This window comes from Pseudomonas sp. GZJR-8 (genome assembly GCF_002916705.1).
GTDB lineage: Bacteria > Pseudomonadota > Gammaproteobacteria > Pseudomonadales > Pseudomonadaceae > Aquipseudomonas > Aquipseudomonas synxantha_A.
The window spans coordinates 104,968-119,814 of sequence record NZ_JXSI01000013.1; the positions used below are offsets into that span (position 1 = coordinate 104,968).

12 protein-coding genes and 1 pseudogene are annotated in these 14,847 nt (G+C 59.9%); 4 read left to right on the forward strand and 9 right to left on the reverse strand.

Translation table 11 applies throughout. The features are described 5' to 3' along the window. Window positions 1-92 precede the first annotated feature (92 nt). From TK42_RS22520 to arnC, 8 genes are read right to left on the reverse strand one after another with little or no spacing between them, the layout of a single operon-like run. Complete coding sequence (locus tag TK42_RS22520; RefSeq protein ID WP_103735165.1) at window positions 93-1,715, reverse strand: glycosyltransferase family 39 protein; 1,623 nt, start codon at window positions 1,713-1,715, stop codon at window positions 93-95. Next, window positions 1,716-3,098, reverse strand: a complete 1,383-nt coding sequence (locus TK42_RS22525) for a UDP-glucose/GDP-mannose dehydrogenase family protein (RefSeq protein ID WP_032875337.1) — start codon at window positions 3,096-3,098, stop codon at window positions 1,716-1,718. It lies immediately after the preceding gene. Continuing rightward, a complete protein-coding gene (arnF, locus tag TK42_RS22530; protein ID WP_078821367.1) occupies window positions 3,095-3,508 on the reverse strand; it encodes a 4-amino-4-deoxy-L-arabinose-phosphoundecaprenol flippase subunit ArnF in 414 nt (137 codons plus the stop codon). The genes TK42_RS22525 and arnF overlap by 4 nt, the downstream gene beginning before the upstream one ends. Continuing rightward, on the reverse strand, window positions 3,505-3,852 hold the full coding sequence (arnE, locus tag TK42_RS22535) for a 4-amino-4-deoxy-L-arabinose-phosphoundecaprenol flippase subunit ArnE (RefSeq protein ID WP_103735166.1): 348 nt from the start codon (window positions 3,850-3,852) through the stop codon (window positions 3,505-3,507). Before arnE ends, arnF begins: the two co-directional genes overlap by 4 nt. Next, on the reverse strand, window positions 3,849-5,504 hold the full coding sequence (gene arnT / locus TK42_RS22540; protein ID WP_103735167.1) for a lipid IV(A) 4-amino-4-deoxy-L-arabinosyltransferase: 1,656 nt from the start codon (window positions 5,502-5,504) through the stop codon (window positions 3,849-3,851). Before arnT ends, arnE begins: the two co-directional genes overlap by 4 nt. Continuing rightward, window positions 5,501-6,385: a 4-deoxy-4-formamido-L-arabinose-phosphoundecaprenol deformylase gene (arnD, locus tag TK42_RS22545; RefSeq protein ID WP_103735168.1), complete on the reverse strand. Its 885-nt coding sequence runs from the start codon at window positions 6,383-6,385 to the stop codon at window positions 5,501-5,503. Before arnD ends, arnT begins: the two co-directional genes overlap by 4 nt. Next, window positions 6,385-8,376: a bifunctional UDP-4-amino-4-deoxy-L-arabinose formyltransferase/UDP-glucuronic acid oxidase ArnA gene (arnA, locus tag TK42_RS22550; RefSeq protein WP_103735169.1), complete on the reverse strand. Its 1,992-nt coding sequence runs from the start codon at window positions 8,374-8,376 to the stop codon at window positions 6,385-6,387. The genes arnD and arnA overlap by 1 nt, the downstream gene beginning before the upstream one ends. Beyond that, a complete protein-coding gene (arnC, locus tag TK42_RS22555; protein WP_103735170.1) occupies window positions 8,373-9,437 on the reverse strand; it encodes an undecaprenyl-phosphate 4-deoxy-4-formamido-L-arabinose transferase in 1,065 nt (354 codons plus the stop codon). Before arnC ends, arnA begins: the two co-directional genes overlap by 4 nt. 410 nt (window positions 9,438-9,847) lie before the next feature. Here arnC and TK42_RS22560 point away from each other — a divergent pair, with 410 nt between their 5' ends. After that, window positions 9,848-10,660: a M949_RS01915 family surface polysaccharide biosynthesis protein gene (locus TK42_RS22560; protein ID WP_103735171.1), complete on the forward strand. Its 813-nt coding sequence runs from the start codon at window positions 9,848-9,850 to the stop codon at window positions 10,658-10,660. 106 nt (window positions 10,661-10,766) lie between these two features. Then, entirely contained in the window at window positions 10,767-11,681 is a 915-nt protein-coding gene (gene xerC / locus TK42_RS22565; RefSeq protein WP_103735172.1) for a tyrosine recombinase XerC, read from the forward strand. A gap of 22 nt (window positions 11,682-11,703) precedes the next feature. Here the strand turns inward: xerC and TK42_RS22570 are convergent, their stop codons facing one another. Then, window positions 11,704-12,915, reverse strand: a complete 1,212-nt coding sequence (locus TK42_RS22570; RefSeq protein ID WP_103735173.1) for a multidrug effflux MFS transporter — start codon at window positions 12,913-12,915, stop codon at window positions 11,704-11,706. A gap of 630 nt (window positions 12,916-13,545) precedes the next feature. Between TK42_RS22570 and TK42_RS27440 the strand changes: the two are divergent. Both TK42_RS27440 and TK42_RS27445 read left to right on the forward strand, forming a co-directional pair. Continuing rightward, a pseudogene (locus TK42_RS27440) lies at window positions 13,546-13,830 on the forward strand (HAMP domain-containing protein); the annotation flags it as partial. Window positions 13,831-13,962: 132 nt separating this feature from the next. Continuing rightward, a complete protein-coding gene (locus tag TK42_RS27445) occupies window positions 13,963-14,688 on the forward strand; it encodes a methyl-accepting chemotaxis protein (protein WP_371920285.1) in 726 nt (241 codons plus the stop codon). Window positions 14,689-14,847: the final 159 nt, after the last annotated feature.

Genomic DNA, 14,847 nt, shown 5'->3' on the forward strand with positions numbered 1-14,847 from the left:
AGGAATGTAGGTGTTTTCTTGGTGCTTGTGATGAAAGACGCCTACTGGTTAAAGAGTCGGCGTTCTTTCTTACAATGCCCCTGGAAAAGTGCTCATGGCACCGTGGTTTTTACCAGATGCAACAATACGTAGGGGTTCTTGTCGAACTCGCCGGTCAGCGTGGGCGTGATCGAACGCAAGCGTGGATCGTCCAGCCCTTCGAAGTCGGCCTGGCTCATGACCAACCATGCCGGGGCCTGGATCGGCTTCAATTCAATGGGCAATTGGGTAAACAGCGGGACCTTGTCACAATCGAAGTTGACCATGAACTTGATGGCTTTCGCGTCTTTACCCAGCGCGTGCAGCACCACGGGCGCCGGTTGCTGCAGGACTTGAGCCTTGACGGCGAGGCTGAACGTGCGGGTGTCGTATAACCGACGCTCCAGGGGTTCGACCACGAGGATGTAGGTTGTCCAAAGGGCCAGCACTGCAGCCAGGGCCGGGCCATACGTACGCAGTCGGGACTTGAGCAGTGTCAGCAGCGCCAGGATCTGAAGCAGCCCAAGCACGGCGAAGATCACTTCGAGGTGGGCCAGCGGCTCCGGATAACGCCGCCGCGCCACTAGCAGGCCAATCACCAACAGCGTCGGCAATAGCGTCCAGACGCCCAGCATCAGGCCGCGCAGCCAGGCAAACAGTCGCCCCTGTGTCGCCTGGAACGGATACGCGGCAATGATCGCTGCCATCGGCAACATCGGCAGGATATAGCGCGCTTTTTTCGCCTGGGGCACCGACAGGCCCACCATCACCAGCACACCCGCGGCTGCACAATACAACACTAGCTTCAATGCCGGATCCGGTGTGCGCCGCCCGCCGATCATGACCGCCACCAGTACCAATATTGCCAGCGGATAAGCCAGCGCGTAGTTACCCATGGAGCTGGTGAAGTAATACAGCACACCGCCGGAGCCTTCGCTGCCATCCATGCGCCCCAGGAACTGCATACGAATCACGTCATGCATGAAGTCTTCGCCGCCGCTGAGCTTGGCCAGCAGCAGCAACAGACCGACGCACGCCGCCAGCAGCGCCAACGCCAGCAGGCCGAAGCTGAACAGGCTGCGCCATTGGCGGTTGATCAGGTAATAGCTGCACAAAACGCCTGTAGGGACCACCAGGCCAATCGGCCCACGCAGTGCAAACCCGAGGAGCAGCAACACAAACACCCAATGCAAGCGCTTGGCAGCAGCGAAGTGATCATGGGCATAGCCCAGATAGAACACCGCCAGGGTCACGGCGGCGAGCATCTGGTCCAAGGAGACCGCGCGGGTTTCGCTGACAAAGGTGCTGCTGAGCAACAACATTGCCAGGTTCAACAGCCCCCAGCGCGGGGAGTAGGGCGCAGTCAGGCGGTAGACCAGCATTACGATCACTGCTGACGCGACCGCGGTGGGCAGCCATGCCGTCAGGCTGGTGACCTGGCCCAATGGCAACGACAGCAGCCAGGTCAGCAGCGTTGAAGTCGCCAGGTAGTCGGCATACGGTTGGCCGTAGGTCGTGGGGAAGAAACCAGGCCCGTGGCGCAGCATTTCCTGGGCAAACACCACGAAGCGTGAATCAAAGCCAATAATTGCCTGGTGCCAGTTGCCGGCGATAAACAGCACCAGCGCCAAGAGCCCAAGCCCCAGTGAATGGCGGCGGATTGTGGCGCTCTGCATGGATGGGAAAGCCTTGTTCACCTAGCCGACATCCCTGACCTGTTCCACCCAGTTTTGCTGGGGAATCGGCAACTCGCAGGAATCGCCACGGCCAATGGGGAAATACTTGAAGCCTTTGCGTGTCAGGCGTTCGCCGTCATACAGGTTGCGGCCATCGAAGATCACCGGGGTTTTCAAGCGCTGGTGAATCAGGTCGAAGTCCGGCGCCTTGAATTGCTGCCATTCGGTGCACACGATCAGCGCATCGGCGCCGCCCAGGGTGGACTCCGGGGTGCCCATCAGCATCAGGCGCGGGTCGTCGCCATAGATCCGCTGGGTTTCCTGCATGGCTTCCGGGTCGAAGGCGCGCACATTGGCACCGGCGGCCCACAAGGCTTCCATCAGCACGCGGCTGGGAGCGTCGCGCATGTCATCGGTGTTGGGCTTGAAGGCCAGGCCCCACAGGGCGAAGGTCTTGCCCTTCAGATTGCCCTTGAAGAACGCATTGATGCGCTCGAACAGCTTGCTCTTCTGGCGCTGGTTGATGGCTTCCACTGCTTCGAGCAGGTCGCTGGAGCAGTTGGCTTGCTTGGCGCTATGGATCAAGGCACGCATGTCTTTGGGGAAGCACGAGCCGCCGTAGCCACAGCCTGGGTAGATGAAGTGGTAGCCGATTCGCGAGTCTGCACCAATGCCCAGGCGCACCGATTCAATATCGGCGCCCAGGTGCTCGGCCAGTTCGGCAATCTGGTTGATGAAGCTGATCTTGGTGGCCAACATGCAGTTGGCGGCGTACTTGGTCAGTTCGGCGCTGCGCAGGTCCATAAAGATGATGCGGTCGTGGTTGCGATTGAACGGCGCGTACAGGTCGCGCATGACCTCACGTACTTCCTCGCGCTCGCAGCCAATGATGATGCGGTCCGGGCGGCGGCAGTCGGCAACGGCCGAGCCTTCCTTGAGGAATTCCGGGTTGGAGACAATATCGAACTCCAACTGACGGCCAGCGGCATTCAGGTTCTTTTCGATATGAGCGCGCAGGGTGTCACCGGTGCCGACCGGCACGGTGGATTTCTCCACCAGGATTACCGGCTGCACGCGGTGGCGGGACACGGCGTCACCCACCGACAGCACGTATTTCAGGTCGGCAGAGCCGTCTTCATCCGACGGCGTACCCACGGCGATGAACAACACTTCACCGTGCTCGACAGCGAGTTTTTCGTCGTAGGTAAAATGCAGGCGTCCGCTTTCCAGGTTGTCCTTGACCATCGCGGCCAGGCCCGGCTCGAAGATGGTCACGTGACCTTTCTGGAGCGACTCGACCTTGCTCTTGTCAACGTCCATGCAAATGACATCGTGACCGACTTCGGCTAATACAGTGGCCTGTACCAGACCAACGTAACCACTACCAAATACGCTGATTTTCATGGGGTATTCCTGGGACTTGAGGTGCATGCACGACGAGAGTTGATAACCAGTACGCCGAGGATGACCAAGGCCACCCCCAGGGTTTTTGAAAGCGAGAAAGCTTCGTTGAACACCGGCAGGCTGGCGGCCAGCAGATAGACCAACGCGTAGCTGATGCTGAGCAGCGAGTAGGCACGGCCCAGAGGCAAATGCTTGAGTGCGCCAAGCCAGCAGAGCATCGACAGCGCGTAGGCGATGATCGCCAGGATCACCACGCCCAGGGCGCTCAGGTCGATGCTGTTGTGGGCGAAGGCGGCCAGCCACTCGGTGGGCAAGGGCAGGCGCGTCATGCTCCAGCGCATGCCCAGTTGGGCGCCACTCACCAGGCCGACACTGCCCAGGGCCAGGGCGAAACCCTTTATGCGGCTCATACCTGGCGCCCCAGCAGCACGACGCCGGCAATCACCAGCCCCACACCCAGCCAGTGGCGGCCATCAATGGGTTCGTGAAATACAAAGCGCGCCATCAGCGTGACCAGCACAAAATTCAGGCTGAGCATGGGGTAGGCAATCCCCACTTCCAGGCGTTGCAATACCAGCAGCCACACCACCAGGCCCAGGCCCAGGCACACCAACGCTGACCATAACCACGGCGAGCGCAGCTTCAACGCCCAGCCTTGAGGCAGGTTCCGCCAGCTTTCCACGGCGAACTTTTGCGAGACCTGGCCCATGCAGGTGAGCAAGCAGGCTGTGAGCAACAGCAGCAGGGTGGTCATGGCGCGACCTGCGGGAAAATCAGGATCACGATCTTGCCTTGGGCATAACGCTTGCCGTCGGCGGGCAGCAGCGCGAGCTCTTCCTTTTCACCTTGGCTGTTGACGCGCATCACCACACCCACGGCACCGGTGCGGCGGGTTTGCGCCATCCACGCCTGGATCGCATTACGGTCGACCAGCCGATGGGCCGTGTCGGCGTAAGCCAGCCCGTACTTGACCTCGCCCGAGGTGTTGTAGAGCGTGATATCCGGTCGTTTGAGACGCCAGGACAGTGCAGAAGCAGCGCCCAGATCGTTGCTCAACAGGGCGACAGTGGGCTGTAATTCCTCGATGTGATCGATGATGAACTGGTCCGGGGTCTTGTTATAAACCACCGAATGGGGCAATGCCGCAGGCACCAAAACCACTAGTAGCCCACTGCCAATCAGAGGCGCGGCCCACAACGTCAAGGGCCGTGCCGCTTGCAGCAGGTTGACCACGATCCAACCGAACAGGAAGATGAACACCAGCACCAGGCTGAAGGTTTCCTCACCCGGCTCGTACACCGGTTTTTTCAACTGGAACCAGCTGAGGGCCAGCAATACCAGCACACCGATCGCCAGGTTCAGCCAGCCATTGATGCGCAGGACGCGACCGTGGCCTTGCTTGAGCTTGTCGCTCAAGGTCGAGCCCATCAGCAACGCCAGGGGCAGCATGCAAGGCATGATGTAGGAGGGCAACTTGCCCTTGGCCAGGCTGAAAAACGCCAGCGGCATCAACAGCCATAGCAGCAGGAATGCGGTTTTCGGCGCGCGCTTTTGCAGCCATGCCTGCTTGAGCGTGGACGGCAACAGGGCTACCCACGGTAGCGCGAACGCTACCAGCAGCGGCAGGTAATACCAGAACGGCTCAGCGTGCTGGGCATCTTCCCCGGCAAAGCGCTGGATGTGCTCGTGCCAGAAAAAGAAATGCCAGTAGTCCGGTTCTTGCAGGTGCACAGCCAATGCCCACGGCACGCTGACAGCAATTGCAACCACCACGGCCACGCCGCCAACCGTGCACAACTCACCCAGGCGTTTTTGCCAGAGGGCGTAGGGCAGGGCGATCAATACCGGTAGCAACCAGGCCAGGAAGCCCTTGGTCATGAAGCCCATGCCGCACGCGAAACCCAACAGCGCCCAGGACCACAGTCGGCCGCGCCGCGTGCTGCTGTCAAAGCAGAACCACAACGCCACGCCGGTCAGGTTGACCCAGAAGGTGAACTGCGGGTCCAGGTTGGAATAACCACCGAGGGCCGCCACGCTGACGAAGCTCATGTACAGCAGGGTGCTGACCAGGCTTTTGTGCGGGTCGCTCCATAACCGGCGGGATACCAGGTAAACCAGCACAATGCTCAAGGCGCTGCTCAAGGCCGAGGCAAACCGCACGCCGAACAGGCTCTGCCCGAAAATCGCCTGGCCCAGCGCAATCATCCAGTAGCCCGCGGCGGGTTTTTCGAAGTAACGAATACCCATGAAGTGCGGTGAGGCCCATTTGCCGGTCAGCAGCATTTCCTGGCTGATCTGCGCATAGCGGGTTTCATCGGGAATCCACAGGCCATGGGTGGCCAGCGGCAGCAGGTAAAACGCGGCAAACGCCAGCAGGAGCAGGGGCAAGGCCCAGCGACGAATCATGCCTGCTGTACTCCCAACCAACCCTCGCGGCCGCTCAATGCGCCGCGCACCAGTTTTTGTTGGGGCAGGGTGGTTACATCTGCGGGCAGAAGATCACCCAAGGGTTTGAAATCAATGCCGCGCTGCCCTGCCTGGGCGAGCAACTGGCGAAAATCATTGGCCATCAGAATCCCTTCAACTTCTGCGTGGATTGTGTAGACGTTCAGCTTCGCTGCGCTGAACCGGTCCAGGATGAAGCGGTTGAAATCATTGGCAGCCACCACCGGCCCGACGACTTCGTCGAAGGTCGGCAGGTCCACCGGAATTTGTGGGGTGCCCGCGCTGCCATCGGCCAGTGTCGGTCGAAACAGGCTGGTGCCCCGGCAATCACTGTTGTAGCGAAAATTGAAGCCTTGCTTGGCTTGCACCACACGTTCGTCGGCGCGCCACCCGGCGGCGGCTGAACAGTCCACGCGCTCGCCTAGGATGTCGCTCAAAGTCTGCACGCCACGCCGAATCTGCTCGACCAGCTGTGCCTCGCTCCAACGCCCGGTATTGGCCTGCCAGCCATGGTGATCCCAGGCGTGCAGGCCGACTTCATGCCCGGCGGCCTTGGCCTGGCGCATCAGATGCCCCAGGTCGCGGCCGATCGGCTTGCCTGGCCAGGCGGTGCCGGCCAGCAAGATGTCCCAGCCATACAGGCCGACGGCGTTGGAACGCAGCATCTTCCACAAAAACTGTGGCCGAATCAGGCGCCACAGATGGCGGCCCATGTTGTCCGGGCCGACACTGAAGAAGAACGTCGCCTTTACCCCGGCTTCATCCAGGGATTCGAGCAGCCGCGGCACACCTTCACGGGTGCCACGGTAGGTGTCGACGTCGATGCGAAGACCTGCCTGCATTACTTTTTATCCGCAATTTCAAGCATGGCTTCACGCAGGAAGAAATCGAGCGTGTTGCCGATGGTTTCGCTCATCTGCACGCTCGGCTCCCAGTTCAGCAGGCGCTTGGCGTTCTCGATGCTCGGCTTGCGGTGCGCCACGTCCTGGTAGCCCGTGCCATAGAACGCCTTGCTTTCGACGTCGCGGAAACCGGCGAACGGTGGGAAGTTGTGGCGCAGTGGGTGAGCCTCGAACTGACGCAGCAGCTCTTCGCCCAACTGGCGGATGCTCGCTTCGTTTTCCGGGTTGCCGATGTTGATGATCTGGCTGTCGCACACGCCATTGTCGTTATCAATGATGCGCGCCAGCGCTTCGATACCGTCGGCAATGTCGGTGAAGCAACGCTTCTGCTCACCACCGTCGAACAGACGGATCGGCGTACCTTCCACCAGGTTCAGGATCAATTGGGTAATGGCGCGGGAGCTGCCGATACGCGCAGAGTCCAGGCGGTCCAGACGCGGGCCCATCCAGTTGAACGGACGGAACAGGGTGAACTTCAGGCCCTTGTCGCCGTAGGCCCAGATCACGCGGTCCAGCAGTTGCTTGGACACCGAGTAGATCCAGCGCTGCTTGTTGACCGGACCGACCACCAGGTTGGAGGTGTCTTCATCGAAATACTGGTCCTGGCACATGCCATAGACTTCGGAGGTCGAGGGGAAGATCACGCGCTTGTTGTACTTGACGCAGTAGCGCACCAGCTTGAGGTTTTCTTCGAAGTCCAGTTCGAACACACGCAGTGGGTTACGGGTGTATTCGATTGGCGTGGCGATGGCAACCAATGGCAGGACCACGTCGCATTTCTTGATGTGGTATTCGATCCACTCGGTGTGGATGCTGATATCGCCTTCCACATAATGGAAATTCGGGTGGCTGCGCAGACGCTCGATGGCGTCGGAGCCGATGTCCAGGCCATAGACTTCGTAACGGTCGTCACGCAGCAGGCGCTCGGACAGGTGGTTACCGATAAAGCCGTTTACGCCCAAGATCAACACGCGGGTACGACGTGGCTTGCGGCCAGACTCGGCGCCACGCAGTACGGAGCCATCCACCAGGCCCAGTTCATCGGCCAGGGCCGGACCGGCCAGGTACAGTCCGTTTTCGTTACGCTGGCCAAACTTGATGACCAAGGAGTCTTCACCGCAGGCAATACGCAGCGGGTTGACGCTGATCACACGGCCTGGCGCCAAACCGTCGTTGCCCTTGACCACGTCGGCTTGCCATACGATCAGCTTGTGCTCGCCCACTGCGCAGAAGGCGCCCGGGTACGGCTGCGTCACCGCGCGCACCAGGTTGAACAGTTGTTCGGCAGGCTTTTTCCAGTCCAGCTTGCCATCGGCGGCAGTGCGGCGGCCAAAACAGGTGGCTTGGCTTTCGTCCTGGGCGGTTTCGGTCAGCTTGCCCAGGGCCAATTGTGGCAGCGCGTCGCGCAGCAAGGCTGTGGCCGCATCACGCAACTTGGCGTGCAGGCTCAGGCCGGTATCGGTGCGGTCGATGCTGACTTTCTGCTGGGCGAGGATGGCGCCGGCATCGGCACGCTTGACCATGCGGTGCAGGGTGACGCCGGTTTCGGTTTCGCCGTTGACCAACACCCAGTTGGCCGGGGCGCGGCCACGGTATTTAGGCAGCAACGAACCGTGCAGGTTGAACGCGCCTTTGCGAGCGGTAGCCAGCAGCGGTTCGCTCAGCAGGTTGCGGTAGTAGAAGGAGAAGATGTACTCCGGGTTCAACTTGGCGATGCGCTCGACCCACAGCGGGTGGTTGGCGTCTTCCGGGGCGTGCACCGGGATGCCATGGCGTGCGCAGAGTTGGGCGACGGAGCCGTAGAAATTGTTTTCCTTGGGGTCATCGGCATGGGTGAACACGGCAGCAATGTCGTAACCCGCACCGAGCAGGGCTTCAATGCCTGCACAGCCGATATCGTGGTAAGCGAAGACAACAGCTTTTGAACTCATGACTGAACCTGATCCGAAGGAGAAGTAGAAGTAGAAGTAGAAGTAGAAGTAGAAGTAGAAGTATGGGAAGACACCAGGCCGTCAACGACGACGACTGGAGTCGGTGCTGCCGGCTGGTTGCGCAGCACTTTTTCAATAAAGAAGCGCGGGCGGGCGCGTACATCGCTGTACATGCGGCCCAGGTATTCGCCCAGCAGGCCCATGCCGATGAACTGGCCACCGGTAAACACGAACAGCACCGCAAACAGCACGAACAGACCATCACCCGCCCAATCGGCGCCGAAGGCCAGGCGCATGACGATCAGCGCAAAGGCGAACAGCACGCCCAACGCCGCGAGGCTGAAACCGACGATGGACAGCAGGCGCAATGGTGTGGTGGTCATGCAGGTCAGCAGGTCGAACATCAAGCTGATCAGGCGCATGGCGCTGTATTTGGACTCGCCGTGCTCACGCTCGGCGTGGTGCACGAGGATTTCCGTGGTATGGCGGGCAAAGCCGTTGGCCAGGATCGGGATGAAGGTGCTGCGTTCACGGCAGGCGAGCATGGCGTCGACGATGGTGCGGCGGTAGGCACGCAACATGCAGCCGTAGTCGGTCATGGCCACGCCGGTAGAGCGCTGCACGGCCAGGTTGATCAAGCGCGACGGCCAGCGACGGAACGCGGAGTCCTGGCGGTTGTTACGCACGGTGGCGACCACGTCGTAGCCCAGGGCAGCTTGCTCCACCAGGCGCGGGATCTCCTCCGGCGGGTTCTGCAAGTCGGCGTCGAGGGTGATTACGACTTCGCCACGGCACTGTTCGAAGCCGGCCATGATCGCGGCGTGCTGGCCGTAATTGCGGTTGAGGATCACCGCTACAACATGGCTGCCTTCTTCGGCGGCGGCGTCTTCGAGCAGTTGGGCCGAATTGTCGCGGCTACCGTCATCCACCAGGATGATTTCGTATTCGTAGGCCAGCTGCTTGCAGGCTGCTGTGGTACGACGCAGCAGCTCCGGCAGGCTCTCTTGTTCGTTGTAGACCGGGATAACGATCGACACGCAGTGAATAGGGTAGGGTTTCAAAGTTTCATGACCTCGGCTGGAGCAACTTGACGCGTGAAAACAGCAGCAATCATCGGGCAGAACTACAGCCCGCAGATGACAACGCGGCGCTAAAGATAAAGCGTAATCAACAGGTTAGTCGATAAACCACGGAATGCCCTGAAGTACTGCTTACAAGGTTAAGCGCAAATGTGTGCAACGAATATGAAAGGCGGATGAAAAACTCGTTTATTTGACAGGTAGACAGCTAGGGTTCAGCTAAGTAATCAAGGCGTTACATGTGCAGGCCGGATGGTCAGATCGGAACGCTGTGCCGGGCGTTTGGTTCAATCCGGGCGCTCCCGCTCGGCCAATGCCGGTGATTGAACAATCTTCTCTGCATTGGCGCTCAAGTGCCGGTAAAGTAAGCCATCTCTTGCCAGGGTACTCGGATGAATAGCGTGCAGCTTTTGCGCGGCCAGTTGCGGCCTGCGTTGATGGGATTATTGATGACGATGGCCTGTGTCACCAGCGTACGCGCCGATGAAGGGATCGCACTGACCAGCATTGAACAGGTGCCGGAAGGTGTGGAAGTGCCCGGCAAGCAAGTCGCTGCTTATACCTGGGATGACCTTCAGGGCAAGAACCTGCTGGTACTCGCCGAGCAGGTCAGCGAGCGGGAGGATGATGGCACCCAGTCGGCGTTTGTCTACGCAGCGCAGTACCTGCTCACGGGCGATCGCCCCAAGCGGGTCTGGATGCTGCACGACGACGTGCAACACTGCGAGTTCGACGCCAGCCTGCGCTTTGATCAGGCGGCCACCAAAGTCACCGACCTGCTGCGCGACGGCAATACCCAGGTCACGGTCGGTTATTCGCGCACCTGTACCAGTGATGTGAGCCCCAATGAGTTCAAGCTGATCATGCGGGTCGGCAAGTCCGACAAGTATCGCCTGCGCGGCCTCGATCGCGTCGGCGCCAGTTGGTGGGACGAAGATGCCGGTGCCCTGCGCGGCATGCCCTTGCCCACTGACTGCAGCGTCGAGGCCCAACAGAAGTTGGTCAGCCAGTACAAGGAGCAGGGCACCGAACTGCCACTGCCAGGCTGCTATGGCGACGAGAAGGACTTTGCCAAGGCCCCGGCTGGCTACCTGACGTTTATGCGTGGGCATTGGTTTGCGCTGATGCAGCGACAGGACGCTGACTGGAGCCAGTCCCTGGCGCAACCGCAGGAACCGGCAGAGGAAGTCGAATTGGCGCCGTGATTTTGTGCCAGGGCCGCGCCTGGGTTAGACTCAGTCTTCGCCAACCCACTAAATACATCGATTAATCAACGAGTTGATTGATGTATTTAATCCAAAGGCTGATCCCTTGACCGAGACTATCCGCAACCCGCTGACCCTCTACCTCACTCGCCTGGCGCCCTCCAGCCAACTGACCATGCGCTACGTGCTGCAGGATGCCGCCGACCGCCTGGGTTTCGAAGACCTCAACCTCGAAGACATTGACTGGCATCTACTGCAACCCGAACACGTCGTCGCACTGGTGGCCGCATTGCGCGAGGACGGCTATGCGCCGAATACCTCATCGCTGTACGTGAATGCGGTACGAGGAGTGATGAATGAAGCGTGGCGCATGAGCTTGATCAGCCAGGATCACTTGTTGAAGATGCGCTCGGTCAAGGCTGCCGCCGGTACGCGCCTGGGGCAGGGCCGCAACCTGCGTCGTACACTGATCCGCGAGATGCTCGATGTATGCGCCGCCGATCCTCGGCCCCAGGGCCTGCGGGATGCCGCAGTGATCGGCCTGTTGTATGGCTCCGGGATGCGCAAGTCGGAGTCGGTCAATCTCGACCTCGAGCAGATCAATTTTGATCAGCGCAGCCTGCGGGTGATCGGCAAAGGTAATAAGGAACTGATCAAGTACGCGCCGGACTGGGCGTTCGCAAAACTGCGGGCGTGGCTTGAGTTTCGTCGTGAACAACTCAAGGAAGGTGAGCAGGACGACACCTTTCTGTTCAACCGTATCCGCCGGGGCAGCCACATCACGCGCGAACGCATTACCAAACATGCGATTTATTACATTGCTCGGCAGCGCGGTGATCAGGTGGGTGTGAAAATCATGCCCCATGATTTCCGCCGTTCGTTCATCACCCGAGTGATCGAAGAGCATGATTTGTCGATTGCCCAGAAATTGGCGCATCACACCAATATCCAGACCACCGCCAGCTACGACGTACGCGACGACAATGAGCGGCGCAGGGCAGTGGACCGCTTTGATCTGTGAGCTGGGCGGGGTAGGGCAAGCCTCAGGAGGAGGGCGGGACGCTTGAGGCCAGGTGCGCCGGCAACCGGCGCAAGGTCCACAACGTGGTGAGCATCGCGGCAAGCGCACATAGCGCAATGCCGATCAACATCGGTGCAGGAGTATGGTCGGCGAATACGCCCACCAGGGTCATCGAAACGGCCGCGGTAACCATCTGGATCGCGCCAAGCAAGGCAGACGCAGAGCCTGCCACCGCGCCATGATCTTCCAGCGACAGCACACCTGCCGCCGGCAGCAACAGGCCGAGAAAACCGAACCCGATAAACAGCAGGCCCATCATCAAGGGCAGGCTATCACCCCAGAATGTGGTGGCTGCCAACAGGGCCATGATCGTGGCTACTGCGACCACCGACCAACGAATAAGCGGCGCCAGACCAAACCGTGCGCTCAGGCGTGCGGTCAGTTGGCTCATGGCAAAAAACGAGGCGGCGTTGAGGGCAAAACACAGGCTGAACTGCGTCGGTGTCAGGCCGAAATATTCGATGTATACGAAGGGCGCGCTGCCGATAAATACAAAGAAGGTCGCAAGGCCAAACCCGCACACCACCGATAACCCGGTGAATACCGGGTCGCGCAACAGCGCTCCATAACTGCCGAATGCATTGCCCAGGGTCTTGCCCAAACGGCGTTCGGCCGGGTGGGTTTCCGGTAGTTGCACGATGGTCATGACCAGGCACAGCACGGCGACCACCGCCAGCACAGCAAATACTTCGCGCCAACTCCAGATCGAAATCACCAGGCTGCCGGCCAGCGGCGCGAGGATTGGCGAAACACTCATCACCAGCATCAGCAAAGCCATCAGGCGCGCTGCCTCATGGCCGGTGTACAGGTCGCGCACGATCGCCCGCGGGATCACCATCCCCGCACAGGCACCGAACGCCTGTATGGCACGAAATCCGATCAATACTTCGATCGTCGGCGCCAATGCGCAGCCGATACTGCCAACGGTAAAGATCACCAAACCCGCATAAATCGGCAGTTTGCGCCCGAACACATCGCTGATCGGCCCGTAGAACAACTGGCACACACCAATGACCATGAAGAACACGGTGAGGCTCATCTGCACCGCCGCCGGTGAGGCCCCAAGGCTTGCGCCCAGGGTTGGCAGCGCGGGCAGGTAGATGTCGATGGCAAACGGGCCGACGGCGGTGATCAAGCCCAGCAGCAGGGCGAGATGGGCGATACTTCTAGACATTTGGCAGGTCCGGCTGGAGCAAAGGACGGTCAGCTTAAGTGAAACGCGCAGATCCGCAAACTTAGGCTTCACTAACAAGGAGTTGTTGCCGATACAGCTAACAGTGAGCACTTGAACGGTTGGATTCCCAACCGACGGTCCCGGCACGTGGATACCAGCATGACGATCAAATTACGCTTGATGCTGTTGATTGGGACCGGATTGCTCACCGCCTTGATCATGAGCCTGGCCAGCTATTTGGGAAATACCCGGATGGGCGATGCGGTACAGGACAATGACGTCAGCATGACCGTGCTGCGTAATCACATGGAAGCCGACATGATGCACGACGCCCTGCGTGCCGACGTGCTGTCGGCCATGTTGGTGGGGCTAGGCAAAAGCACCAGCACACCGGCCCAGGTCAACAGCTCGCTCAAGGAACATGCCGAACACTTTCGCCAGGTGCTGGCGGACAACTTCAAGCAGCCGTTGGACGATGCAATCAAGGCGAGCCTGGAAAACATCAAGCCCAGCCTGGATACCTATATCAGCGCCGGTGAGCGTATCGTCGCGCTGGCCCTGGACAACCCCGAAGCCGCCCGTGGTGAGCTGGAGACCTTCAATGCCGCGTTCAGTCGGCTGGAAGATCAAATGGCGGCCTTGAGCGAACTGATCGAAAACAAGACTCAACTGACCAGTATCAGTACCCGACAAACCATCAGCCACGCCAATTGGACCCTGGCCGTGGTACTGATCGCCAGCCTGTTACTGCTGCTGGCACAAGGGCGCTGGGTGATCCTGAGCATCATGGGGCCACTGCGTACCGCCAGCCGCATTGCCGACAGCATTGCCCATGGCAACCTGAGCGAACCGATTATCGAGCCCAGAAATCACGATGAAGCCAGTGCGCTGATTCGCAGCCTGGCCACCATGCAGCGGGATTTGCGCGGCATGATTGAAGTGGTTCGCAGCAACGCCCACGGCGTCAATGGCATGAGCGAACAACTGAGCCAGGGTTGCCATGAAGTCGCAGGCAGCAGTCAACAGCAAAGCGCCGCCGCCAGCACCATGGCCGCCGCCGCTAGCGAAATGACTGCCAGCATCGAGGAAATCACTCGCCACGCCCAACGCGCCCTCGACATGGCCAACCAGGCAGAAACCCTGGCCAAGGACGGCGGCCGCGTCATTCACCAGGTTGTCAGCGACATGGATGGCATTGCCCGTTCAGCGCAGCAATCGGCCCAAGTGATCCGCACACTGGACAAGGAGTCCGAGGCGATCTACAGCATTATTCAAGTGATCAAAGGCATCGCCGACCAGACCAACCTGCTGGCCCTGAACGCCGCCATCGAAGCCGCCCGTGCAGGTGAGCAGGGCCGCGGCTTTGCAGTCGTCGCCGATGAAGTGCGCAGCCTGGCCGGACGCACCAGCGCATCCACGCAGGAGATCGCCAGTATGGTCGGGCGCATCCAGCTGAACACCCGGGAAGCGGTGACCAGCATGGAGGAGGGCGTTGCTCAAGTGGACAAGGGCATGGCCGTTACCGCCGAAGTGGAACGCGCCATTCGCGAGATTCTTCAGGCCACGCTCAGCACCACCGAATTGGTCAACGATATTTCCCGCACCATCAGCGAGCAAAGCCTGGCCAGCAATGAAATTGCTCACCAGGTGGAGATGATTGCAGGTATGTCGCAAAACAACAGCCGCGTGATTGGAGACACGGCGTCAACGACGGATGAATTGTCGAGTTTGGCGGGGAAGCTTTCGCAGTCGGTGGATCGGTTCAGGTTGTGAACCGATCTATCTATATATAACTCAACTAAATAGTCATTTAGTTTAGTTATAGTCAGTGGTTATATAATAAGGGCAGAGCTAGCTCATCCTTCACGCTAGTGTGGGTACGTGCACGATACTTTACATTTGAGCATCATAAAGGGACGGTCTATATGCGGG

Bases quoted from the DNA above. Each gene is read 5' to 3' on its own strand.
- arnD (WP_103735168.1), bottom strand. From the start codon at position 6,385: ATGCAGGCAGGTCTTCGCATCGACGTCGACACCTACCGTGGCACCCGT.
- arnF (WP_078821367.1), bottom strand. From the start codon at position 3,508: ATGAGCCGCATAAAGGGTTTCGCCCTGGCCCTGGGCAGTGTCGGCCTG.
- TK42_RS22525 (WP_032875337.1), bottom strand. From the start codon at position 3,098: ATGAAAATCAGCGTATTTGGTAGTGGTTACGTTGGTCTGGTACAGGCC.
- arnE (WP_103735166.1), bottom strand. From the start codon at position 3,852: ATGACCACCCTGCTGCTGTTGCTCACAGCCTGCTTGCTCACCTGCATG.
- TK42_RS22560 (WP_103735171.1), top strand. From the start codon at position 9,848: ATGAATAGCGTGCAGCTTTTGCGCGGCCAGTTGCGGCCTGCGTTGATG.
- arnA (WP_103735169.1), bottom strand. From the start codon at position 8,376: ATGAGTTCAAAAGCTGTTGTCTTCGCTTACCACGATATCGGCTGTGCA.
- arnT (WP_103735167.1), bottom strand. From the start codon at position 5,504: ATGATTCGTCGCTGGGCCTTGCCCCTGCTCCTGCTGGCGTTTGCCGCG.
- TK42_RS27445 (WP_371920285.1), top strand. From the start codon at position 13,963: ATGGCCGCCGCCGCTAGCGAAATGACTGCCAGCATCGAGGAAATCACT.
- TK42_RS22570 (WP_103735173.1), bottom strand. From the start codon at position 12,915: ATGTCTAGAAGTATCGCCCATCTCGCCCTGCTGCTGGGCTTGATCACC.